This is a genomic window from Achromobacter sp. SD115 (assembly GCF_017355315.1).
Lineage (GTDB): Bacteria > Pseudomonadota > Gammaproteobacteria > Burkholderiales > Burkholderiaceae_B > Achromobacter > Achromobacter xylosoxidans_B.
Map to the genome: position 1 here is coordinate 25,218 of NZ_JADIJM010000036.1, position 21,322 is coordinate 46,539.

Annotated in this window: 22 protein-coding genes; 9 read left to right on the top strand and 13 right to left on the bottom strand. The window is 65.9% G+C overall.

Annotated features, from left to right (window positions below; translation table 11 throughout):
• The first annotated feature begins 46 nt into the window (after window positions 1–46).
• The 6 genes from IPU70_RS31030 to IPU70_RS31055 all read left to right on the top strand — a co-directional run bounded on the left by IPU70_RS31030 (window position 47) and on the right by IPU70_RS31055 (window position 6,595).
• Window positions 47–1,183, top strand: a complete 1,137-nt coding sequence (locus tag IPU70_RS31030) for a C45 family peptidase (RefSeq protein WP_041655186.1) — start codon at window positions 47–49, stop codon at window positions 1,181–1,183.
• 36 nt (window positions 1,184–1,219) lie between these two features.
• Complete coding sequence (locus IPU70_RS31035; RefSeq protein ID WP_207473307.1) at window positions 1,220–2,782, top strand: ABC transporter substrate-binding protein; 1,563 nt, start codon at window positions 1,220–1,222, stop codon at window positions 2,780–2,782.
• Window positions 2,783–3,466: 684 nt separating this feature from the next.
• Window positions 3,467–4,105 (top strand): GntR family transcriptional regulator, encoded by a 639-nt coding sequence (locus IPU70_RS31040; protein ID WP_207473309.1) that lies wholly within the window; start codon window positions 3,467–3,469, stop codon window positions 4,103–4,105.
• A 1-nt stretch (window position 4,106) separates the two neighbouring features.
• The gene (locus IPU70_RS31045) at window positions 4,107–4,604 is read left to right on the top strand and encodes an ureidoglycolate lyase (protein WP_242702776.1); all 498 of its coding nucleotides are present in this window, start codon (window positions 4,107–4,109) and stop codon (window positions 4,602–4,604) included.
• A gap of 25 nt (window positions 4,605–4,629) precedes the next feature.
• Window positions 4,630–5,556, top strand: a complete 927-nt coding sequence (locus IPU70_RS31050; protein WP_207473311.1) for an allantoinase PuuE — start codon at window positions 4,630–4,632, stop codon at window positions 5,554–5,556.
• Between the two features lie 43 nt (window positions 5,557–5,599).
• Window positions 5,600–6,595, top strand: a complete 996-nt coding sequence (locus IPU70_RS31055; RefSeq protein ID WP_207473313.1) for a tripartite tricarboxylate transporter substrate binding protein — start codon at window positions 5,600–5,602, stop codon at window positions 6,593–6,595.
• 102 nt (window positions 6,596–6,697) lie between these two features.
• On the opposite strand, the gene IPU70_RS31060 is transcribed toward IPU70_RS31055, so the two are convergent.
• The 7 genes from IPU70_RS31060 to IPU70_RS31090 all read right to left on the bottom strand — a co-directional run bounded on the left by IPU70_RS31060 (window position 6,698) and on the right by IPU70_RS31090 (window position 14,641).
• Entirely contained in the window at window positions 6,698–8,257 is a 1,560-nt protein-coding gene (locus tag IPU70_RS31060; RefSeq protein WP_207473315.1) for an ABC transporter substrate-binding protein, read from the bottom strand.
• A 187-nt stretch (window positions 8,258–8,444) separates the two neighbouring features.
• Entirely contained in the window at window positions 8,445–9,065 is a 621-nt protein-coding gene (locus IPU70_RS31065; RefSeq protein ID WP_088138933.1) for a GntR family transcriptional regulator, read from the bottom strand.
• A gap of 90 nt (window positions 9,066–9,155) precedes the next feature.
• Window positions 9,156–10,811, bottom strand: coding sequence for an ABC transporter ATP-binding protein (locus tag IPU70_RS31070; RefSeq protein ID WP_207473316.1), 1,656 nt, complete (start codon window positions 10,809–10,811; stop codon window positions 9,156–9,158).
• Window positions 10,808–11,629 carry an ABC transporter permease gene (locus tag IPU70_RS31075; RefSeq protein ID WP_207473325.1) on the bottom strand — a complete coding sequence of 274 codons (822 nt, stop codon included), beginning with the start codon at window positions 11,627–11,629 and terminating at the stop codon, window positions 10,808–10,810. Before IPU70_RS31075 ends, IPU70_RS31070 begins: the two co-directional genes overlap by 4 nt.
• On the bottom strand, window positions 11,626–12,570 hold the full coding sequence (locus tag IPU70_RS31080; RefSeq protein WP_207473327.1) for an ABC transporter permease: 945 nt from the start codon (window positions 12,568–12,570) through the stop codon (window positions 11,626–11,628). The genes IPU70_RS31075 and IPU70_RS31080 overlap by 4 nt, the downstream gene beginning before the upstream one ends.
• 61 nt (window positions 12,571–12,631) lie before the next feature.
• Window positions 12,632–13,501: a hydrolase gene (locus tag IPU70_RS31085; RefSeq protein ID WP_013392102.1), complete on the bottom strand. Its 870-nt coding sequence runs from the start codon at window positions 13,499–13,501 to the stop codon at window positions 12,632–12,634.
• 222 nt (window positions 13,502–13,723) lie between these two features.
• Complete coding sequence (locus IPU70_RS31090) at window positions 13,724–14,641, bottom strand: DUF808 domain-containing protein (protein WP_207473329.1); 918 nt, start codon at window positions 14,639–14,641, stop codon at window positions 13,724–13,726.
• 171 nt (window positions 14,642–14,812) lie between these two features.
• Between IPU70_RS31090 and IPU70_RS31095 the strand changes: the two genes are divergently transcribed.
• Complete coding sequence (locus IPU70_RS31095; RefSeq protein ID WP_207473331.1) at window positions 14,813–15,121, top strand: DUF1272 domain-containing protein; 309 nt, start codon at window positions 14,813–14,815, stop codon at window positions 15,119–15,121.
• A gap of 3 nt (window positions 15,122–15,124) precedes the next feature.
• Here IPU70_RS31095 and IPU70_RS31100 read toward each other — a convergent pair whose 3' ends face one another.
• Both IPU70_RS31100 and ytfE read right to left on the bottom strand, forming a co-directional pair.
• A complete protein-coding gene (locus IPU70_RS31100) occupies window positions 15,125–15,535 on the bottom strand; it encodes a hemerythrin domain-containing protein (RefSeq protein WP_207473334.1) in 411 nt (136 codons plus the stop codon).
• A 76-nt stretch (window positions 15,536–15,611) separates the two neighbouring features.
• Window positions 15,612–16,292: an iron-sulfur cluster repair protein YtfE gene (ytfE, locus tag IPU70_RS31105; protein ID WP_207473336.1), complete on the bottom strand. Its 681-nt coding sequence runs from the start codon at window positions 16,290–16,292 to the stop codon at window positions 15,612–15,614.
• A gap of 152 nt (window positions 16,293–16,444) precedes the next feature.
• Here ytfE and norR point away from each other — a divergent pair, with 152 nt between their 5' ends.
• The gene (gene norR / locus IPU70_RS31110) at window positions 16,445–17,968 is read left to right on the top strand and encodes a nitric oxide reductase transcriptional regulator NorR (protein ID WP_207473338.1); all 1,524 of its coding nucleotides are present in this window, start codon (window positions 16,445–16,447) and stop codon (window positions 17,966–17,968) included.
• A 15-nt stretch (window positions 17,969–17,983) separates the two neighbouring features.
• Here norR and IPU70_RS31115 read toward each other — a convergent pair whose 3' ends face one another.
• Entirely contained in the window at window positions 17,984–18,241 is a 258-nt protein-coding gene (locus IPU70_RS31115; protein WP_013392096.1) for a hypothetical protein, read from the bottom strand.
• 40 nt (window positions 18,242–18,281) lie between these two features.
• A complete protein-coding gene (locus IPU70_RS31120) occupies window positions 18,282–18,485 on the bottom strand; it encodes a cold-shock protein (protein WP_006217928.1) in 204 nt (67 codons plus the stop codon).
• 420 nt (window positions 18,486–18,905) lie between these two features.
• Here IPU70_RS31120 and IPU70_RS31125 point away from each other — a divergent pair, with 420 nt between their 5' ends.
• Window positions 18,906–19,352, top strand: coding sequence for a hypothetical protein (locus tag IPU70_RS31125; RefSeq protein ID WP_207473353.1), 447 nt, complete (start codon window positions 18,906–18,908; stop codon window positions 19,350–19,352).
• A gap of 26 nt (window positions 19,353–19,378) precedes the next feature.
• Here IPU70_RS31125 and IPU70_RS31130 read toward each other — a convergent pair whose 3' ends face one another.
• Both IPU70_RS31130 and IPU70_RS31135 read right to left on the bottom strand, forming a co-directional pair.
• Window positions 19,379–20,626 (bottom strand): amidohydrolase family protein, encoded by a 1,248-nt coding sequence (locus IPU70_RS31130; RefSeq protein WP_207473340.1) that lies wholly within the window; start codon window positions 20,624–20,626, stop codon window positions 19,379–19,381.
• 66 nt (window positions 20,627–20,692) lie between these two features.
• Window positions 20,693–21,196, bottom strand: a complete 504-nt coding sequence (locus IPU70_RS31135; RefSeq protein ID WP_242702777.1) for a GAF domain-containing protein — start codon at window positions 21,194–21,196, stop codon at window positions 20,693–20,695.
• Window positions 21,197–21,322: the final 126 nt, after the last annotated feature.

The window sequence follows — 21,322 nt, forward strand, 5'->3', positions numbered from 1 at the left end:
TCCAATTCCCACCCCAGATTGCGGCGCGGCGCGCCGCCCTATGTCCATGACCCAGATCACCCAATTTCCCTTCGTATCGGTTTCGGGCGCGCCCGAAGCCCGTGGCCGCTCCTACGGCCAGCAAGCCGCTGATCGCGTGCGCAAGAGCGCCAAGATGTACGGCCAGACCCTGGTCGACCTGGGCTATGACGCCATGGCGCGCACCCAGCTGATCAACGGCTTCGCCCGCGAGATCGAGAACTTCGCGCCGCATTACCTGGAAGAAATGCGCGGCATTGCGGCAGGCGCCGACGTACCTTTCGAAGATATCGTGATGGTGAACGCGCGCACCGAAGTCATCGCCAAGGCCCGCGCCGAAAAGAAGAAGGCCGCCGAACTGGAGCCGGGCGACGGCTGCACCGGCGCGCTGATCCTGCCGACGCGTTCGGCCAATGGCCGTCTGATCCATGGGCAGAACTGGGACTGGCGCGCGGAATGCGCCGAGACCGCCATCGTGCTGCGCGTGCGCAACGACAACGGCCCCGACATCCTGACCTTCGTAGAGGCCGGCGGCCTGGCGCGCAGCGGCCTGAACAGCGCCGGCGTTTCGATCACCGCCAACTACCTGGAATCCGACCGCGACTTCCGCCAGCTGGGCGTGCCGCTGTCGCTGATCCGCCGCAAGGTGCTGGAACAGGAACACTTCGCGCTGGCGATCAAGGCCGTGGCGACCACGCCCAAGTCCTGCTCCAACAACATCATGATCGGCATGGCCGCGGGCTTCGGGGTGGACTACGAGTGCACCACCGACGAAGCCTTCCCCATCTACCCGGGCAGCGACGACCTGATCGTCCACGCCAACCACTGGGTCAGCGACGTGGCCCTGACCAAGCTGCGCGACACCGGCCGCGCCAGCACGCCGGAAAGCGCCTATCGCGATTGGCGCGTGCGCCGGCTGCTGAACGAGCAGTCCAAGCTGACGCGCGAAGACCTCAAGCGCGCGCTGTTCGACGACTTCGGCGCGCCCTATTCCGTCTGCCGTCCGCCGCGCCCCGGCAGCCACGACAACCTGTCGGCCACGGTGGCGATGGTGATCATGGAGCCCGAGGCCGGCCTGATGGAAGTCGCGCCGCTGCCGGCGCTGAACCGCAGCTTCACCCGCTACAGCCTGAGCGCCGAACCCGAACTGCTGGCTGCCGCCTGACGCGGCGCGCCCGCGCAACCCCAGGAAGACGTATCGATGAATAAAAATCTATTGAGCGCCGCGGTTGCGCTGGCGCTGGGCGCCGTGGCCGGCGTGGCCTGGGCGCAATCCGCCCCGCCGCTGCGCATCTCGCTCACGGCCGACATCCGCTCCACCGAACCCGGCGTGAACCGAGACAGCAATAGCGACGCGGTGGTGCTGCACATCGTCGAGGGGCTGGTGGCCTATGGCGAGGACGCCGAGGTCCGCCCGCTGCTGGCCAAGTCGGTGGACATCAGCCCGGACGGCAAGACCTATACCTTCAAGCTGCGCGAAGGCATCAAGTTCCATAACGGCAAGCCCATGACCTCGGCCGACGTGCTGTGGAGCTGGCAGCACTACACCGCGGCCAATTCGGGCTGGCGCTGCGCCAGCGAATTCGACGGACGCGGCACGGTCAAGGTCACGGGCGTGGAAGCGCCAGACGCGCAGACGGTGGTCTACCACATCGAAAAGCCCAGCAGCCTGTTCCTGGCGACACTGGCGCGCGCCGACTGCGGCGGCACCGGCATCCTGTCCAAGGATTCGGTGCGCGCGGACGGCACTTGGGACAAGCCCATCGGCACCGGTCCGTTCGAGCTGGCGGAATGGAAGCGCGGCGAGTACGTACGCCTGACCAAGTTCGCGGGCTATTCGAACCTGGATGGCAAGCGCGACGGCTACACGGGGTCGAAGCGGCCGCTGGTGGACGAGGTGCGTTTCCTGATCGTGCCGGACGATTCCACCGCCAAGGCGGCCTTGCAGCGGGGCAACATCGACATCATTGAAGACGTGTCCAATAGCGACGTGCCGGTGCTGCAAGGCACGCCCAACGTCAAGGTGGCGCACGCGCCGGTGATGAGCATGACGGCGCTGCTGATGCAGACCAAGGATCCGGTGCTGGCCAATCCCAAGATGCGTCAGGCTTTGGCGCACGCGATCGATTACCAGCAGTTGGCGGCGGCGGTGACGGAAGGTTTGGCTCAGCCGAACAATTCGATCGTGCCGCTGGTGTCGCCATACCATGACGCGGCGCAGAAGCAGGGCTGGAATTACGATCCGGCCCATTCGCAGAAGCTGCTGAAGGAAGCTGGATACAAGGGGCAGGAACTTGCGATCCTGACGACCAAGCGCTATCCGCAGTCGTATAACTCCGCGGTCATCATCCAGGCGATGCTGCAAGCGGTTGGCATCAATGCGCAGTTGTCGGTGGTGGAATGGGCGACGCAGCTGGACCGCTATAACGCGGGCACTTACCAGATGATGACGTTCCCGTATTCAGCGCGGCTGGATGCGGCGCTGAATTACGAGATGGTGACGGGGGATAAGGCGAAGCAGCCGCGCAAGGTCTGGGACAACCCGGAGGCGCTGAAGCTGATCGAGGCGGCGTCGGCGGACACGGATCATGCGAAGCGGCAGGCTTCGTTTGATCAGCTGCATAAGCTGTTCCTGGCGGATGTGCCTAGTATTCCTTTGTATAACGGGTTGGATATTGGGGCTTATCGGGCGGATATCAGGGGGTATCAGCCTTGGGCGGTTAAGAAGCCGCGGGCATGGGAGGTGGAGCGGGTCGCGCCTTGAGGTTGTCTTTGTTGGCTTTGTTGGTTTTGGCGGTGCCGGTGTTGTCTTCGTAGGTCGCCCGGCGGCGCGGGCCCTGAGGCTGCTCGCGCCCACGATTGCGGTCCGGAGCCTTCGCTCCGGACTGCCCCGTCGTCATCGTCGTCACCGCCTGCGGCGGCTCCTTCCGATTCCCTCGGGCGCATCGAGGTTGCTCGTAGCCTCAGGGCCCACGCCGCCGGGCTGCCTTCATCTTGGCTTGTCGCGCCGTCAGACCCGTGGGTAGTGGAGAGGTTTGCGGGGCCCGCTGCTTGCGGCCGCGCAGGCGGCCGCAAGCAGCTTACGTGGTGGTGGGGCGTCGTGATGATCTGCGCTTGCGCGCGGGGGTTGATTCTGTCTTTCTCCCGTTCTTCGTCGTTCCGCGTTCGTCGTTTCCCTGTCTGGTCCTAGTACTTCCCTCGGATTTCCTTTTGCGTTTCCCCTCGCGCATTCACGCGCGGCCGCTCGCTACCTTGGGCGCCTCTTCTTCACATACCCCGCTTTTCGACTCCGTCGCCCCCCTGGGCTAGCGCCGGCCAACTGGCAATAACCATTAGGGATACTACTGGTATCTCTTTGGGATACCAGTGGGGTACCTTCTCATCCATTGCGCGGGACGGCAATTGGGAGTCTCTGTCGTCCGCGCCTTTTTCTTACGCTGCAACACACATGAACGCTACACAACGCACCTATCAAACCTTGCTGGACCAGATCGTTTCGCGCCGGATTCCGGCGGGGGAAGTGTTGGAGGAAAGGCGGCTGGCGGATGAGCTGGAGGTGTCGCGCACGCCCTTGCGCGCGGCCATGAACCGGCTGCTGGGCGAAGGGATGCTGGAGCGGCTGTCCAACGGGTCCATCGTGGTGCGCTCGTTTGGCGTGACGGATTTGCTGGAACTGCTGCAGATCCGCAGCCTGCTGGAGAGCGAGGCGGCGGCGATGGCGGTCGGGCGGATTCCGGCTGAGCCGCTGGAGGGGCTGCGGACGCGGCTGCAGGCCTTGCTGGATGCGAAGACGGCGGATGAGAAGTCGGATTGGGAGGTCGATAACGCCCTGCACGATCTGGTGGCGGCGTATTGCGGCAACCGGAATCTGGCGACCATGATCACGGCGGCGCGGCGGCAGGTGCGGATGTGCGATGTGGAGCGTCTGCCGCAGCGGCAGGTGCAGGCGCGCGAAGAGCATCTGGCGATCGTGCAGGCGCTGTTGTCGGGCGAGTCGGCCCAAGCGCGGCAGGCGATGGCGGCGCATCTGGAGAACGTGCGGCGCAGCTATGTGAATTCGCTGGGGTATCTGAGCCATGGCGCGTGACATGAGTGGTTCGCAGCGCATGATCCGCCCGCGGCCGCTCACGCCCGAGGCGTTCGCGCCGTATGGCGAGGTGATTGCGCACCAGGGCGCGGAGCGGCGCCACTACCTGACCGAGCCGATGCGGCATGGACCCGAGGTCGTGCGGCACGCAAGCTGGGTCAGCCGGGTGCAGGCAGCGCCGGCGGGACCGATCGAGATCCGGTTGATGGAACGCCATCGCTACGCGGCGCAGAGTTTCGTGCCGTTGACGGATTCGCCCTATCTGGTGGTAGTGGCGCCTGCCGGGGCCGACGATCTGCCCGACATGGCGCGGCTGGAAGCGTTTCTCGCGACCGGCAGCCAGGGTGTGTGCTACCGCGTGGGCGCCTGGCATCACGGCCTGACCGTGTTGCAGGGGCCGGCGGAGTTCCTGGTCCTGATGGGCCAGACCGGCCGCGGCGATGACGACGAGTTCTGGCAGGCGCCGGCTCCGCACGCCCTGGTTTCGCTTTCCGATTGATTCCTCACCGATGGCTAGCCCCGCTATGACTACCGATCATCCGCACTTGCGCCGCAACTTTGTCGGCTACGGCGCCAATCCGCCCGATCCCAAATGGCCGGGCGGCGCGCGCCTGGCGCTGAACCTCTGCATCAACTACGAGGAAGGCGGCGAACCTTCGGTGCCGGACGGCGACGCTGAATCCGAAACCGGGCTGACCGAGGGCGGCGCGGGTGGCTTCGCGGGGCGCGACCTGGCGGCCGAGTCGATGTTCGAATACGGCAGCCGGATCGGCTTCTGGCGCGTGCACCGCCTGCTGCAGGAGCGCGGCATGGCGGCCACGATATTGGGCTGCGGCCTGGCGCTGGAGCGCAATCCTGAAGTCTGCGAGGCCATCAAGGCGGCGGGCTATGACGTGTGCGCGCACGGCTGGCGCTGGGAACGGCACCAGAACCTGACGCTGGAACAAGAACGCGAGCGCATCCGCCGCACGGTGGAATCGATTACCCGCACGGTGGGCTCGCGGCCGCTGGGCTGGTATTGCCGCTACGGCCCCAGCCTGAACACCCGCGCCCTGCTGGCCGAGGAAGGCGGCTTCCTCTACGACTCCGATACCTACAACGACGAGCTGCCCTACTGGACCCAGGTCGGCGGCAAGCCCCACCTGCTGGTGCCTTACGGCCTGGCCAACAACGACGCCAAGTTCATCCGCGGCGGCATGGCCACGGGGCAGGACCTGTTCGAGTACCTGCGCGACGCTTTCGACATGCTGTACGAGGAAGGCGCCACGGCTCCCAAGATGATGTCCGTGGGACTGCATCTGCGGCTGGTCGGCCAGCCCGGACGCGCGGCAGGCCTGGCGCGCTTCCTGGACCACGTGGCGGCGCATGGCGACGTCTGGGTCTGCCGCCGCGCCGACATCGCGCGCCACTGGCATGCACACCATCCGGCCGCCCAAGGCACCGCGCGCTGATTCGTTTTCTGCATCGCCCCCGTTTTCTCATCAGGAGAGCAGCATGTCGAAGTACCAGAAAATCAATCGCCGCGGCCTGCTGGCCACGGCCCTGGCCGGGTTGCTTGCGCTGGGCCTGAGCCCGGCCGCGCAGGCCGAGGCCTATCCCAGCAAGCCCATCCGCATCGTCGTACCCTTCCCGCCCGGCGGCGCGGCCGACACCCTGGCGCGCGCGCTGTCGCAGCAGCTGAACGACACGCTGGGCAAGCAGGTCATCGTGGAAAACCGCGCCGGCGCGGGCGGCACCATCGGCACCAATGCGGTGGCGCGCGCGGAGCCGGACGGCTACACGCTGCTGCTGGGCAATGTGTCGACGCTGGCGATCGCGCCCAGCCTGTATCCGAACCTGAACTACGACCCGGTAAAGGATTTCACGCCCATCACGCTGGTGGGCAAGAGCCCGCTGGTGTTCGCGGTCAATCCCGGCCTACAGGCGAAGAACCTGCCTGAACTGATCGCCCTGGCGAACAAGGATCCGGGCAAGCTGACCTTCGGCTCGTCCGGCGCGGGCAGCATCACCCACCTGACGGGCGAAGTCTTGAACCTGGCCACGGGCGGCAAGCTGGTGCACGTACCCTACAAGGGCAGCGCTCCGGTGCTGCTGGCAGTGGCCTCGGGCGAATTGAGCATGGGCGTGACGCAGGTAGTGGAAATGCTGCCGCAATACAAGGGCGGCCGGGTCGGCGCCGCCGCGGTGACGGGCAAGGAAAAGTCGCCTGCCCTGCCTGAAGTCACGACTGCGACCTCGCAGGGGGTGAAGGGGCTGGAAGCCACCACCTGGTACAGCCTGATGGCGCCTGCGGGCGTGCCCGCGGAAGTGGTGCAGCGCCTGCAACCCGCGTTGGAGAAAGTGCTTACCAACGCCGAGCTGCGCAAGCGCTTCGCCGACGAGGGCCTGATCCTGGCCCCGTCCACGCAGGCCGAACTGAGCGCATTCCTGGGCGCCGAAGTCCGGGATTGGGCCGCCGTAATCAAGCAGGCGGGCGTCAAGCTCGACTGAGGGCAGTCCCCGCTGAATCCAAATCCGCGCGGGCCGTCCGCATGACATCGGCCCTGAGTTCACGCTCAGGGCCGAAATCGCTCCCCCTTGCGGGCAATAGCCTTACTTGCCGTCCCGGACCTTGGTCTCCCAGGCCCGCGGCTTGCCTTCCCAGACCGAGAATCCCTCCACGCGTTTGCTGGAAGCCCAGGCGTCGGCGCCGTTGTACAGCATGAGCATCGGCGTCTGTTCCAGCATCAGGGCATGCAGTTGGTCGAACAACGCCTGGCGCTTGGCCGGATCGGATTCCAGGAAGCTCTCATCGATCAGCTTCTGCGCCGCGGGATCGTCCCAGACCTTGCGCGGCTGCTTGGCCTTGTCGCCCGAGAACTGCTCGAAGCTCAGCGAGGGATCCAGGCGCGACGAGAACGAGAACGAACTGATCTGGTACTTGCCGGTGTTGTAGCGGTCCAGCTGCGTGGCCCATTCCAGCACCTCGATCTTGGCGTTGATGCCCACGGACTGCATCATGGCCTGCGCGATCACCGCCACCTGGTAGCTGGGCACGTGGGCGCGCTTGTTGGCGTAGATGACCACGGGCTCGCCCTTGTAGCCGGCTTCCTTCAGCAATTGCTGCGCCCGCGCCGGATCGTATTTGTAGCCGCGTTTTTCCGCATCCTTGTAATAGGCCGAACCCGCGTAGACGGCGGAGTTGTTCAGCTGCCCCAGGCCCTCCGAGGCTGCGGCCACGACCTGCGGTATGTCCAGCGACGCCGCGATGGCCTGGCGGATCTTGACGTTCTTCAGCACCGGATCCTCGGTCTGGAACAGCAGCACATGCTTGACGGCGTCATGCGGGCTGAACACCGCCAGGTTCTTCGCGCTTTTCAGTTCGCCCACGTCGGTGTTGGTGATCTGCGCGGCGTCGATGGCGCCCGACAGCAGGCCGGCCTTCGAGGTCGAAGGATCGGGAACCACCAGGAACTTCACTTCCTCCACCAGCGGGCGCTTGGAGCCGACGTAGCCGTCCGGCTTGTCGCCCCCAGGCGAGGTGTAATCCTTGAAGGCGGACAGCAAGGTGTATTCGCCGCGCTTCCAGTCCTTGAACATGTAGGGGCCGGTACCCACCGGCTTGACCCAGGAACCGTCGGCCGCCACCGAATCCTTGGAAATGATGGCCGTCATGCCGCAATCGGTGCGGGCCAGCGAATCCAGGAACACGGCCGACTTGCGGTCCACCTTCATCACCACGGTCTGCGCGTCGGGCGCGGAGACGTCCGTCACCTTCAGGCCGTTGCGCCCGTCGAAGTCGCTGCGGCAGCGCCAATCCGTCTTGGGATCCATGTAGCGCTGCCAGTTCCAGATCACGTCGGCCGAGGTCAGCGTAGCGCCGTTGTGGAACTTGACGCCGTCGCGCAGCTTGAAGGTATAAGTCAGGCCGTCTTCCGACAGATCCACGGATTTGGCCAGCAAGGGACCCACGGTGCCGTTTTCGCGGTAGCCGACCAGACCTTCCACGATGTTCAGCACCACGCCGTCGGTGGTGTTGTCGCGGTTGACGCCGGGGTTGGTCGAGCGGATGTCGGCCGGCTGGGCAATGGTGAGCAGCGCGGCCTGGGCCGAACCGGCGGCGGCCAGCGCCAGGCTGAGCGCGAGCGCTCTGGGTACGAAAACGTGGTGCATGCAAAGACTCCCCGGCGTGCGGCGCAAAATTCACGCATATATTGGCGCCAAAATTAGCTGCTCATTATGGGCGGAATGCGCCACGCCGCTATCGGGGGTATCCCTGAAAGCGCCGCCAGAATGAAAAAGCGGCGGCCCTGTTTCAAGAGGCCGCCGCATGTGCGTAGCGCGAGTCGCGGAAAACGTCTCAGGAGATGTCCTGCCCCACGTGCTGGGCAATGATTTTCTGCAAGCGCTTGACGTCGCGCGCTTCCAGCGCGTCGACCATGTCGAAGTGCTCGCGCGCGGAAATCTCGATGCGCGAGCGCGTCACCCATTCCTTGGCCGGCGCCGCGGGGCCGCGGGCCCGGGTTTCCTGGATCAGCGCGGTCAATTCCCGGTTGCGGCACATGTCATACATGCCCGCATGAAAAGCCAGGTTGACCTCGTACTGCTCCAGCAGCGTGCCATCCTGCAGCAGCTTGGCGAAGCGTTCGGCCAGGGTGCGCAAGGCCCGCACCTTGGCCGCCGTGACGTTGGGCATCAGGTCCGCCGCCGCGCCCGTTTCCAGCAGGATGCGGATGTCGCGGATCTGCAGGTGCTGGTCCGGGTCCATCGCATAGACGTGATAGCCCCGGTTCGGGATGTGCGCGATCAGCCGCTTGGCGGCCAATTGGTCTAGCGCCCGCCGGACGTCCAGACGCTTGGCGTCGTAGCGTTCCTGCAGGTCGATCTGTTTCAGCCAGGCGCCGGGACCGTACACACCCGCCTGAATATCGTGGGCGATGCGATCAACCAGGCCGGGCTGCGCCGTTGCCGCTTTCGGCATGGACCACTCCCGTCTATCAAATCCGAAGCGCGTATTTTATGCGTAAGTATCCCGGGGGACGGCGCCAGCGCCCCCTGGGAAACCCACCCCTCAGGCGCTGGCCCGCAACGGCTGCTGCTGGTCCAGCCGCCAACGCAGCCGCACGCCGCCGGTTTCGGTGGATTCCAGCGCCGGAATCGCCGACAGCAGGCTGCGGGTGTATTCCTCCTGCGGCTGGTCGAACACGGCGTCGCGCGAGCCCTGCTCGACGATGCCGCCGTCGCGCATCACCACCACGCGGTCGGCCACCTGCTCCACCACGCCCAGGTCATGGCTGATGAACAGGCAGGAAAAGCCGTGGCGCTCCTGCAGGTCGGCGAACAGGTCCAGCACCTGCGCGCGCACGGTCACGTCCAGCGCGGATACCGGTTCGTCGGCAATGACGAAGGCCGGACGGCGCACGATGGCGCGGGCGATCGCCACGCGCTGGCGCTGCCCGCCCGACATTTCGTGGGGATAGCGCTTGGCGTATTCGGAGCCCAGGCCCACTTCGGCCAGCACCTCGTCCACCCGGCGGCGCTTGTCTGGCGCGGGCATGTCATCCAGCATGCGCAGGCCCTCGCCCACCAGCTGGCCGATGGTCATGCGCGGGTCCAGCGAGGAATACGGATCCTGGAACACCATCTGGCAATTCAGCCGGTAGTCGCGCCAGGAGGCCGAGCGGCGGTTCACGGGCTGGCCGCGGAACAGGATCTGGCCCGAGGTGGGCGCCAGCAATCCAGCAATGGCCCGGCCCAGCGTGGTCTTGCCCGAGCCCGAACCGCCCACCACCGCCACCACCTCGCGCGGCTTGACGTGCAGGTCGATGCCATTGAGCGCGCGCTTGGCGCCCGTGCGCGAAAACAGCCGCTGATGCCCGGCGTAGTCCACCACCAGGTTCTTGACTTCGACGATCGGCGCCTCCTTGCCCAGCTGCCGCGCCGGCAGCCGGCGCGGCATGGCGTCCAGCAGCTTGCGCGTGTAGGGATGCTGCGGCCGTTCCAGGATGGCGGCCGTGGCGCCGGTTTCCAGCACCTTGCCGTGCTGCATCACCACCATGCGTTCGGTATAGCGCGCCACCATCGGCAGGTCGTGGCTGATCATCAGCACCGCGGTATGGTGTTCGCGCGTCAGGTCCACCATCAGTTCCAGCACGTCGCGCTGCACCACCGCGTCCAGCGCCGTGGTGGGCTCGTCGGCGATCAGCAGCGCCGGCTCCAGCAACATCACGGAGGCCAGCATCATGCGCTGGCGCATGCCGCCGGAGAACTCGTGCGGCCAAGCTTCCATCGCACCCTTGGGGTCGCGGATGCCAACCCGGCGCAGCATTTCAAGGATGCGTTCGCGGCGCGCCGCCGTGGACAGGTCCTTGCGGTGCAGCTTCAAGCCCTCGTCCAGTTGCCGGCCGATGGGCATGGACGGATTCAGCGACGTCATCGGCTCCTGGAACACCATGCCGATGCGCGCGCCGCGCAGCTTGCGCAGCTCAGCCGGCGAGGCCTGAGTCACTTCGACGCCTTCGAACTTGATGGAGCCGCCCGCCACCACCAGCGGCGATGGCGTCAGGCCCATGATGGCGCGGGCGGCCTGCGTCTTGCCGCTACCGGATTCGCCGACGATGCCGACCATCTCGCCAGGAGCCACCTCGAAGGACACCCCGCTGACGATCTCGCGGCCGCCGTGGCCGACGGTCAGCGACAGATTCGATACCGATACCAATGCGCTCATTGCACGCCCCTCATGCGGGGATCGAAACGGTCTCGCACCGCGTCGCCCAGCAGATTGATCCCCAGCAGCGCGAGCGCGATGGCCAGGCCGGGAAGAATGGAAAGATAGGAAGCCTGCGCCATGAACGGCCGGGCGGCGGCCAGCATATTGCCCCAGGTGGGCGCGGGAGGCGGCACGCCCAGGCCCAGGAAGGACAGCGCGCTTTCCGCCAGGATGACCCAGCCGAACATGGAGGTCGCCAGCACCGTCAGCGGCGCCACGCAATTCGGCAGCACGTGGCGGAACATGGTGTAGAGCTCGGAATTGCCCAGCACACGCGAGGATTCGATGAACTCCTTCTCGCGCAGCGACAGCACCGTGCCGCGCACGATACGCGTCACCGAAGGCGTGTAAGCCAGACCCAGCGCCAGGATGATGCCGTACTTGTTGGCGCCCACCACCGCCAGCAGGCCCAAGGCCAGCAGCAGCCCCGGGAATGCCAGCAGCGCATTGTTGAAGGCCATGATGATGCGGTCGGTCCAGCCCCGCACAAAGCCCGTGAGCGTGCCGATAATAGTGCCCGCGACGATGGCGAAGGTCACCGTCAGCAGGCTGATCCAGACGCTGCTGGACGCGCCGGCCAGCAGGCGCGACAGCTCGTCGCGCCCGAACTCGTCCGTGCCCAGCAGGAACTCGCCGCCCGGCGGCTTGAGCCGCGCCACGAAGTTGATCTTGAGCGGGTCATGCGGCGTCCAGAAGGCGCCCATGACGGCCGCCACTATCATCAACGCCACGATAACGCCGCCCAGTAGCGCGTTGGCTGCAATTCGCTTTTTCATTCGGCGGTCACTCTCGGGTCAAAGAGGGGATAGCAAAGGTCGATGAACAGGTTCACGATCACGTAGACCACGCCCACGAACAACAGACAGCCCTGGATCACGGGGTAATCGCGGGCGAAGATAGAGTCCACCAGCACGCGTCCCAGCCCGGGAATGGTGAACACGGTCTCCACCACCGCAATGCCGCCCAGCAGATTGCCCAGCACCAGGCCGATCAGCGTCCAGGTCGGACCGAAAGCATTGCGGAACGCATGGCGCATCAGCACCGCGGATTCCGACAGGCCCTTGGCGCGCGCATGGGTGATGTAGTCCAGCCGCAGCACTTCCAGCGTGCTGGCCCGCGCCATGCGCATCAGCACGCCGATCTCATGCAGGAACAGGGTCAGGATGGGCATGGCCAGGTACAGCAGGCCGGCCTTCCAGTCCTCGCCGATGGAGACATAGCCCACCACCGGCAGCCATTGCAGCTTGAGGCCGAAGAAGATCAGCAGCAGCAGGCCCAGCCAGAAGGTCGGAATGGACACCAGCAGCGTGGCCGCGCCCACCAGGAACAGGTCGGGCGCCTTGTTCTGTTTCCAGGCGGCGATCATGCCGGCCGGCACCGCCACCAGCGCGGCGAACAACACCGCCACCAGCACCACGCGGCCGCTGATCAGGAAACGGTCCCACACCAGCGGCAACACCGGCTGGCCGGTATTGATGGACGAACCCAGGTCGCCGTGCAGCATATTGCCGAACCAGATGCCGAACTGGGTCAGCCAGGTCTGGTCCAGCCCCAGCCGCGCCCGCAGGTCGGCCAGCGCCGCCGGCGTCGCCAGGTCGCCCAGCAGCAGTTGGGCGGGATCGCCCGGGATGAGCCGGATCATCACGAACACCGCCACCGCCACGATCAGCAGTGTCGGTATGGCCATGACGATACGGGATAGCGCGAAACGCAGCATGCCCCTCTCCTATTCCCCGGCGCGGACCCGCGGATGCCCGCAAGCGCCGCGTCCGCCGGTCTCAGTTGCCTTCATGTCGCAGCTTGCGCAAGGCGGCGGCCAGGAAGTCCTGCACCTGACCCACGCATTTCAGGCCGTCGTGCGGCACGTTTTCCACCACGTCCAGCACCGCGTTCACGCCCTGGGCTTCGAACGAGCGGCGCAGCGACTCAAGACGCTCAGGGCGCGTGTTGCCTGCGGAATTGGCGCCGGGCATGAAGAACTTCCCGCCTTCGCGATGGGTGATTTCCCAGGTTTCCAGGTCGGCCTTGCCCACGATCATGTGCACCGCCACCTGCTTGAGCGCTTCGATGTCGATGCGTTTGCCGAAACGGGCCTCCGCGTCGCGCACGCCCACCCACCAATCCTGGCTGGGATCCAGCAGCGTGACCGAGCCCGGCGCGCCGATCGACACCGCCCACAGGCTTTCCGGGTGCAGGTAGGCGTAACGGTTCACGAACTGGCCGCCGCCCGAGTAGCCGAACAAGCCGAAGCGCGAGAAATCGCAGCCGAACTTCTCGCCCACTTCCGCCACCATGTCGAGCAGGATCTCGTCATAGCGGATGTCGCCTTCGCGCAATTGCTTGAAGCCGTCGCGGTTGCCGTCGCCCAGCGGGCTCACGGGGAACAGCGGGCACAGCACGATGCAGTCGTTCCAGCGGGCGAACTCCGCGAACGCGTCGCGGTATTCCACGAAGGCGCGGCCGGTGCCGTGCATGATCACCACCAGCTGCATCGGATGCCTGGCACTGTCGATGTGCGGCGGCACATAGGTGCAATAGGAAAAGCGCGGGTCGGAGCGGGCGGCAAAGACGGTGCTGTGGCCCAGGTCGTACATGGCCCGCGCGCGGGCGGCGTCGGGCTGGATGGCGAGTGCTGCGTTGGACTGCATGGTTTCCTCGTTTCCATGGCCGCGCGGGCGGACGCATGGTTTATGCCGGTGGTCGAAATAATGATCACATAAATTGGCGCCAATTTTAGGCGCACGTATTCCGGCGCAACAAGGCAGGGGATTCCCTAGGGGCGTAAAAAAGAGCGCCTCGGCGCTCCCTGGATGGCGCAGTCACGGCCCGCTCTGCGGGACGGCGCCTGCGCGTTTCAACCTTTCCTCGCTTCAGCCCTTCTTGAACAGCCGCTTGGCCAGGCTGACCACTCCCAGCACCACGGCTCCGGCCGCGATGCCGAACAAGGCGTTGAGCAGCGTGGCCGTCAGCGCCTGCACCACCCCGCCCCCGCCCACCGCGGCGGCGGCCTGGTCGACGGCGGCCTGCACGGGCGGGATGCCGTGGGTCAGGATGGCGCCGCCCACCATGAACATGGCGGCGGTGCCCACCACCGAAAGCGTCTTCATCAGATAGGGCGCCGCGCCCACGATGCGCCGGCCCAGCCAGGCCGTGGCCTGGGAAGACTTCTGGCTGAGGTAGAGGCCCAGGTCGTCCAGCTTGACGATGCCGGCCACCAAGCCGTAGACCCCGACCGTCATCGCGATGGCGATGATCGACAGCACCAGCACCTGGCGGGTGAAATCCGCGTCAGCTACCGCTTCCATGCTGATGACGATGATTTCCGCCGACAGGATGAAGTCCGTGCGTATCGCGCCTTTGATTTTGTCGCGCTCGAAGGCCACCATGTCCACCGACGCGTCCTGCAGGGCTTCGGCGCGCGCCGCGTGATTGCCCTCGTCCGAATCGCCGTGCGGCAGGAACTTATGCGCCAGCTTCTCGACGCCCTCATAGCAAAGGAATGCGCCCCCCAGCATCAGCAAGGGGGTCACCGCCCAGGGCGCGAACACGCTGATCAGCAGCGCCGCCGGCACCAGGATCAGCTTGTTGATGAAGGAGCCCTTGGCCACCGCCCAGACGACGGGCAGTTCCCGGTTGACCGGCACGCCGCTGACCTGCTGGGCGTTGAGCGCCAGATCGTCGCCCAGCACCCCGGCCGTCTTCTTGGCCGCCACCTTGGTCATCACGGACACGTCGTCCAATATGGTCGCGATATCGTCGAACAGTGCGAAGAAGCTGCTTCCGGCCATCAAGTATCCCCTGTGCCTCAAAAGGATTTTCGAGTGTACAGGCGGCCACCGTCCGCCAAACGCTGTGCGCCTGGCCGTTTTCACTTCTTTTCTGTCCGTAACCCCGATGGCGCCGCCGGACGTCCCGGCCTACCCTGGCGCCTGGACCCGTCTCTTGCCCCAGGAGCCCATATGCTTGCCTTGCGACCCAGTTGCGAACACTGCGATACGGCGCTGCCGCCAGACTCCGGCGCCGCCCGGATATGCAGCTTTGAATGCACCTTCTGCGCCGCTTGCGCCGAGGGGCTGCTGGGCAACGTCTGCCCCAATTGCGGCGGCGGCTTCACGCCCCGCCCGGTCCGTCCCGCCAGCGACCGCAAGGGCGGGAACTTCCTGGGCAAGTACCCGGCCAGCGCGGAGCGCAAGCACCGCCCGGTCGACCTGGCTGCGCACGAAGCGCTGCGGCGCAGCCTGGACGGTATTCCGCCGGAACGCCGCTAGCCGCTACAGCGCCTCGATGCGCGGATAGAGATCGCGATTCTCGCGCTGCATGCGTTCATGGACGCGGCGCAGCACCGTATTGGCGTCAGCCCGGAAGCCGGCCTCGTCCAGCTCCAGGCTGCCGGCATTGTTCCAACGGCGCGCGAATGCCTCGTAGCTGCGTGCGATCGCGTCCATTTCCTCCTGGAATGCGCGGCCCGCCTGTGCCAGATCAGTATCGTCGCTGCGCGCCAGCGCCGGATACAGCGCCCGGTCCTCGACCGCCAGGTGCAGCTTGATCGTGGCACTCATGGACACAATGCCGCGCGCGATTTCGGCCGCGTTGCGGGCCACGCCCGCATGCGCCAACCGGCGCAGGGACGCAATGCCCTGCAGGATGTCCACGTGTTGCTGCTTGAATTTATCGATGTTCATGCCCGGATTTCCGTACGGAAGCGGCGGGGCCGGCGCCCCGCCCGCGGTTTGCTGCGGAACCGGTCCGCAGCCCCGTTCAATTGCGCGCGTGCGCCGCGGGATTGGCCGCGTTCTCGAACAGGATGTTGTTTTCCAGGTGGATGTGCGCCATCAAGTCTTCCTTGAAGGTGCGCAGGCCCAGGTACAGCGCCCGCCAGGTATTGCAGGCGGCGCGCGGCAGCGTGATGTCGTTGGTCAGCGCCAGCAGCCGTTCCAGCGCCACGCCATGGTCGTCATGTTCCGTGCGCATGACCATGATGGGCATGGTCGCCATGGCGCCATGGCCGCGGGCCAGCATCGGAAAGAGCACCTGCTCCTCCTTCTGCATATGGCTTTCCAGCTCCTGCTGCATCACGCGCAGGTGGTCGGCCAGGCCGGTCGGGCAGTCGGGGCTGTCGGCGTGCACCTGCTCCACCTTCAGCGCCAGCCGGATCAATTCGGGCAGTTGCTGGCGATGCACCTCGTGGTAGCGCGCCAGGATGTGGTCCACCAGTTCGGCCGGCGTAGCCAGGACCCAATCCGTTTCCTGCGACGGGGTGCGCGCCAGTTCCATCAGGCGCGCCTCGATCTGCGCCGCGTCCAGCGAACGCTGGGCCGCCGCCTCGGCCAGGCTCTTCTTGCCGCCACAGCAGAAATCCAGCTGGTATTCATGAAACACCTGCGTGGCGCCAGGGATGCTGCGGGCCAATTGCCCCAGGGATTGCTCAACCATGCTCATCGCGTCTCTCCATAGTTCGTGACGGGTACTGGAGATAGAGCGAAAACCGTGCCAGGAAAAACTTGCTATTTATCAATGAATTGCAAATTAAAGGGTGAATATGACCCTGGAAAACCACGGTTCAAACCACCCCAGGACGGTAAAATTCACCCATGCAAAACCTGCTGCTTGCCGATCTGGTCGCCGATCTCCCTCCCGCAGTCCGCCTGCAGCGGCTGGTGTCCAGCCTGCGCACCCACTTCCGCTGCGGCGCCGTGGCCCTGCTGCAACTGGAAGAAGACCACTTGCGCCCCATCGCGGTGGACGGCCTGACGCAGGACGCCCTGGGCCGCCGTTTCGCCGTACAGCAGCATCCACGGCTGGCGGCCATCCTGGCGCGGCGCGGCGTCACCTGTTTTCACCACGACAGCACCCTGCCCGATCCCTATGATGGCCTGATCAACGGCATGGCCGGCGAACCGCTGCCGGTGCACGATTGCATGGGCACCAGCCTGCACATCGAGGGCCGGCCCTGGGGCGTGCTGACGCTGGACGCGCTGGAAGTGGGCACCTTCGACGCCGAGGCCCAGTCCGATCTGCGCGATTACATCGTGCTGCTGGAAGCCGCCTTGCGCACCACTCGCCTGGAAGCGGAAATCCGGGCGCTGCGCGTGGCGCGCGGCACCGAACCGGCCGACAGCGCCGTCGCCGACAACAACGAGATCCTGGGGCAAAGCGAAGCCATCAGCCGCCTGCTGCATGAAATCCAGGTGGTGGCGGACTCGGAACTACCTATCCTGCTGCTGGGGGAAACCGGCGTGGGCAAGGAACTGTTCGCGCATCGCGTGCACCGCCTGTCACGCCGCCGCGACAAGCCGCTGGTGCATGTGAACTGCGCCGCCCTGCCCGAATCGCTGGCCGAAAGCGAATTGTTCGGCCACGCCAAGGGCGCCTTCTCGGGCGCGGTTGCGGACCGGCCGGGCCGCTTCGAGGCCGCCAACGGCGGCACGCTGTTCCTGGACGAAGTGGGCGAACTGCCGCTGCTGGTGCAGGCCAAGCTGCTGCGCACGCTGCAGAACGGCGAAATCCAGCGCCTGGGCGACGACCGCCCGCGCCGCGTCGACGTGCGCATCCTGGCCGCCACCAACCGCAGCTTGCGCGACCTGGTGCGCGCGGGCGATTTCCGCGCCGACCTGTATCACCGGCTGTCCGTCTATCCCATCCCCATTCCGCCGCTGCGCGACCGCGGCAATGACGTGCTGCTGCTGGCTGGCCGCTACCTGGAATTGAACCGCGCGCGCCTGGGCCTGCGCAGCCTGAGGTTATCGCCCGAAGCCGAGGACATGCTGCGCCGCTACCGCTGGCCCGGCAATGTGCGCGAACTGGAACACGTCATCAGCCGCGCCGCCATCAAGGCCGTCAGCCATGGCGCCACACGCAACGAGATCGTGACGCTGGGCGCCAAGCTGCTGGACTTGTCCGATGGCGACATGCCCGTGGCGGCGCCGCAGGACGATGCCGACGCATCCGTCGGGCCGGACCAGACGCTACGGGAAGCGGTCGATGCCTGCCAACGGCAGGCCATCCGCCGCGCGCTGGAGGCGCATCAAGGTAACTGGGCCCACGCCGCGCGCGCGCTGGGCGTGGATGCCAGCAATCTGCACAAGCTGGCGCGGCGCATCGGGCTGAAGGGCTGAGGCGCGGCTGGCGGCTCACGCAGGCCGGGCGTGCGCGTCAACGACGACACGGCCATGATGGATCGCGGCGTCCACCGCCATGCCTGGACTGGAAACGAAGCCGCCCGACGCAAACAAAGGCACGGCGTGGGATACGCCCGTTTTGTCCTGGTTGCCCGCGAGTTCCACGGCCACCGTGGCGGTAAACGCAGGCCGTCCAGAGCCTCCGACTGAAATCCGCGACACGCTGGCTGTCAGCCGATAGCCCTTGTAGACCATATTGTTGTGAAACATGAAACCCCCTACTTGATAAAAGGGCCTTGCGGCCCTTTACTCATAAAGCGCGGATCTGCGTGGCGTGAGGCCCTTTGGCGCCCTGCGCGGTCACATAACTGACGCGCTGATTCTCGACCAGCACCTTGTGGCCGTCGCTGACGATTTCGGAGAAATGCGCGAACAGATCCTTGCCGCCGTTTTCGGGCATGATGAAGCCGAAGCCCTTGGCGTCGTTGAACCATTTGACTATGCCGGTTTCCATGAGTCCTTCCTTTTAAATGCGGGGCTGCGCCCGCGACGGTGGATGAGCCAGTCAAGGAAAGGACCGCGAACAATGAAGCGCCCCGGAAAGGGAGCAAGACCGGACGAAAATCTCGATGCTCGAAAAGCTTCAAACCCACTATGGGTGCAGGGTCGGCGAAAGTCAATGCGCGTTTCCAATTACCACCCCGCTAACACATAGGCCGATACTCCGGGTATTTTCGGCAGCATTAACTTCCGGCTTTCCGCCTATTTTCCGCTGATACGTAACGAGCATCCCAATTACGTAACGCCTTTGCCTTTTTCCCACGCCGTCAAGGATTCAACGCGTATGCTGCGCGAATGGTGCTTTGAACGCGCGTCGCCTCGCCGTATCGCCATAATGGAGTACGGCTATGAAAGTTCAACCGGCATGCAGCGCGTGAGCGCAGTAAAAAAAACCTTCGCACGCCTGGCCCATGCATGCGTCAAGTTTCTTCCCCACAGTTCGGCACCGGCTAGCGGGGGACGCAAAAACAATGCGCACACGGATTTCCAACCCTCGCGCGCAGCCATCTCATCGCCTTGGCGCATTTACCGCATTTACGCCCGGCCGGGACGCTTGCTGCTGCGTGACGAACAGGGCGCGGTGCTCGACCTGGGCGTGATGAAAGGGTCCGAGCCCAACCTGACTTACCGGCTGTACGCGAGGAACCTGCGAGGCCACGGCTTTGCCACGCGCACGCTTCTGCTGGACGACATCGCACGGCGAATAGAAGCCGGGGACACCGGACAGGAATTGCTGGGCCTGCCGGAATCCACTTTCCCCCCTGGAGCCGATCTGGATCGCGGCACGCATGTCGACGTGTCGCTGAAGTTTGCGCGCTAGGCCGGAAGACCGGCGCACGCAACGCCTCAGGCAGCCATTTCGTCGAACTGCACCTTGCCGCCCTGCATCACCAGCGGAATGCTCTCGCCCTGACCCAGCAGGCAGGACACATCGCGCAGCGGATTGCCGTCCACCACCAGCAGGTCGGCCATCGCACCCGGTGCGATGCAGCCCAGCTTGCCCTGCATTCCCAGCACCTCCGCGCCCACCAGCGTGGCGCTGGCGATCACCGCCTGCGGCCCCAGTACTTCCGCGCGCAGCCGGAACTCCTCGCTCTGCAGGCGGTGCGACGGCCCTAGCAGATCCGTGCCGAAACCCATGGCGACACCCGCATCGCGATAGATTTCCAGCGACCGCAAGCCGGCATTGCGCACTTGCGCGATCTTGGCCACGCTGTCCGCCGGCAGGCCGAGATCGGCGCCTTCCGAGGCCAGCGCCTCGTAGGTCACCAGCGTTGGCACCACATAGGCGCCGTGGTCCGCCATCAGCCGCGCGGCCTCGGCATCGACCAGATTGCCGTGCTCAATGGTGCGCACGCCGCAGCCCACGGCCCGCGCGATCGCGTCCGCGGTATAGGCGTGGGCCAGCACATAGGTCTGGCGAGCTCGAGCCTCGGCCACGATGGCCCGGATCTCGTCTTCCGAATAGCCCCAGGCGCCCACCGGGTCGGTCGGCGAAGCCACCCCGCCCGATGCCATGATCTTGATCTGGTCCGCGCCCATCTGCAGCTCCTGGCGCACGGCGCGGCGCACCTCGTCCACCCCGTCCGCCACGCGCGCCAGCGCCCCGACCCGCACGCAGCACGGACATGGCGAATCTCCAGGCATGAAATCGCTACGCGCGCGCCCGTCGCCGTGGCCTCCCGTCTGACTCAAGGCCCGGCCGGAAACGAACAGGCGCGGCCCCTGCACCAGGCCCTGTTCCACCGCCTGCTTGAAGGCATGACCCGCGCCGCCCGCGTCGCGCACGGTGGTGAAGCCGCGCCGCAGCATGTCGCGCAAGATGGGCGCGGAACGGAATGTCACGAGCACATTCGGCATGGCCATCTGCTGCGGCAGATTAAGCTGGACTGCGATCACATGCACGTGCAGATCGATCAGGCCTGGCATCAGGGTCTTGCCCTTCAGGTCGATGACCCGCGCCTTTGCCGCCGACAAGGGCCGGTCCGAGACTTCCTTGATCAGGCCGTCTTCTACCAGCACATCGTGCTCGCCCAATAGATCGGGCTGCGCCGGGTCCAGCAGCGCGGCATTCTTGAACAAAGTGCTTTCCATGATGTTCCCTGGTTCGGATGATGATTGCTTGGAAAAGATGATTGAGTATGTGTTCGCACGGCAGCGTCAGGCGCAGCACAGCGCAGGCAGCACCAGTTGCGCGTATGGCCTGCACGCGGCCGCTTGGTCCGGCCCGTACCAGTGGGCCGCGTGCAGCAGATTGAGCGAACCCACGGTCCGGCCGCGCCAGCGTATCGGCATGTTGAGCACGCTCTGGCAATCCAGCGATGCGATCAGCGCGTGGTCGGAGAAAACCGCCTGCAGGTCGGCGGACGTACGGCCGATGTACGGCTCGCCCCGATCCAACACTGCCGCGGTCCAAGGTCCTGGGTCCAGCGCCTTGCTGCCGCCGGCAGGATAGGCGTCCGGCAGGTTCGAGTAGAGCCGCGTGGCCAAGGCGGTGCGCGGGTCGTAGGACAGGATGGTGAACAGACGATGGCCGATGGTGGCGGCCAGCGCCCGGTCCGCCGCCACGAAAACGGCCTGCGGCTGGGCCTCTTCGGCGTGCGCGCGGGCCAGCACGTCCAGCGCTGGCATGACGGCTGCGTGAGTCGCGCGAGTACCGCTCATTTCACGCCTCCGGCGGCGATTTCCTCCAGCGAGCGGCCGCGCGTGGGCACGCCCATCAGCACCACCACCAGCGCGCCGAGCAGCAGAGTCACCGTGGTGGTGCCGAATACGCCCAGAAAGCCGAAA

What these genes read in the sequence shown, in the direction of transcription:
- IPU70_RS31035 (WP_207473307.1), top strand. Translation starts at nt 1,220, where the DNA reads ATGAATAAAAATCTATTGAGCGCCGCGGTTGCGCTGGCGCTGGGCGCC.
- IPU70_RS31045 (WP_242702776.1), top strand. Translation starts at nt 4,107, where the DNA reads ATGAGTGGTTCGCAGCGCATGATCCGCCCGCGGCCGCTCACGCCCGAG.
- IPU70_RS31120 (WP_006217928.1), bottom strand. Translation starts at nt 18,485, where the DNA reads ATGGAAACCGGCATAGTCAAATGGTTCAACGACGCCAAGGGCTTCGGC.
- IPU70_RS31130 (WP_207473340.1), bottom strand. Translation starts at nt 20,626, where the DNA reads ATGGAAAGCACTTTGTTCAAGAATGCCGCGCTGCTGGACCCGGCGCAG.
- IPU70_RS31095 (WP_207473331.1), top strand. Translation starts at nt 14,813, where the DNA reads ATGCTTGCCTTGCGACCCAGTTGCGAACACTGCGATACGGCGCTGCCG.
- IPU70_RS31040 (WP_207473309.1), top strand. Translation starts at nt 3,467, where the DNA reads ATGAACGCTACACAACGCACCTATCAAACCTTGCTGGACCAGATCGTT.
- ytfE (WP_207473336.1), bottom strand. Translation starts at nt 16,292, where the DNA reads ATGAGCATGGTTGAGCAATCCCTGGGGCAATTGGCCCGCAGCATCCCT.
- IPU70_RS31135 (WP_242702777.1), bottom strand. Translation starts at nt 21,196, where the DNA reads ATGAGCGGTACTCGCGCGACTCACGCAGCCGTCATGCCAGCGCTGGAC.
- IPU70_RS31115 (WP_013392096.1), bottom strand. Translation starts at nt 18,241, where the DNA reads ATGTTTCACAACAATATGGTCTACAAGGGCTATCGGCTGACAGCCAGC.
- IPU70_RS31075 (WP_207473325.1), bottom strand. Translation starts at nt 11,629, where the DNA reads ATGAAAAAGCGAATTGCAGCCAACGCGCTACTGGGCGGCGTTATCGTG.
- IPU70_RS31080 (WP_207473327.1), bottom strand. Translation starts at nt 12,570, where the DNA reads ATGCTGCGTTTCGCGCTATCCCGTATCGTCATGGCCATACCGACACTG.
- norR (WP_207473338.1), top strand. Translation starts at nt 16,445, where the DNA reads ATGCAAAACCTGCTGCTTGCCGATCTGGTCGCCGATCTCCCTCCCGCA.
- IPU70_RS31100 (WP_207473334.1), bottom strand. Translation starts at nt 15,535, where the DNA reads ATGAACATCGATAAATTCAAGCAGCAACACGTGGACATCCTGCAGGGC.
- IPU70_RS31060 (WP_207473315.1), bottom strand. Translation starts at nt 8,257, where the DNA reads ATGCACCACGTTTTCGTACCCAGAGCGCTCGCGCTCAGCCTGGCGCTG.
- IPU70_RS31065 (WP_088138933.1), bottom strand. Translation starts at nt 9,065, where the DNA reads ATGCCGAAAGCGGCAACGGCGCAGCCCGGCCTGGTTGATCGCATCGCC.
- IPU70_RS31085 (WP_013392102.1), bottom strand. Translation starts at nt 13,501, where the DNA reads ATGCAGTCCAACGCAGCACTCGCCATCCAGCCCGACGCCGCCCGCGCG.
- IPU70_RS31055 (WP_207473313.1), top strand. Translation starts at nt 5,600, where the DNA reads ATGTCGAAGTACCAGAAAATCAATCGCCGCGGCCTGCTGGCCACGGCC.
- IPU70_RS31050 (WP_207473311.1), top strand. Translation starts at nt 4,630, where the DNA reads ATGACTACCGATCATCCGCACTTGCGCCGCAACTTTGTCGGCTACGGC.
- IPU70_RS31030 (WP_041655186.1), top strand. Translation starts at nt 47, where the DNA reads ATGACCCAGATCACCCAATTTCCCTTCGTATCGGTTTCGGGCGCGCCC.
- IPU70_RS31090 (WP_207473329.1), bottom strand. Translation starts at nt 14,641, where the DNA reads ATGGCCGGAAGCAGCTTCTTCGCACTGTTCGACGATATCGCGACCATA.
- IPU70_RS31070 (WP_207473316.1), bottom strand. Translation starts at nt 10,811, where the DNA reads ATGAGCGCATTGGTATCGGTATCGAATCTGTCGCTGACCGTCGGCCAC.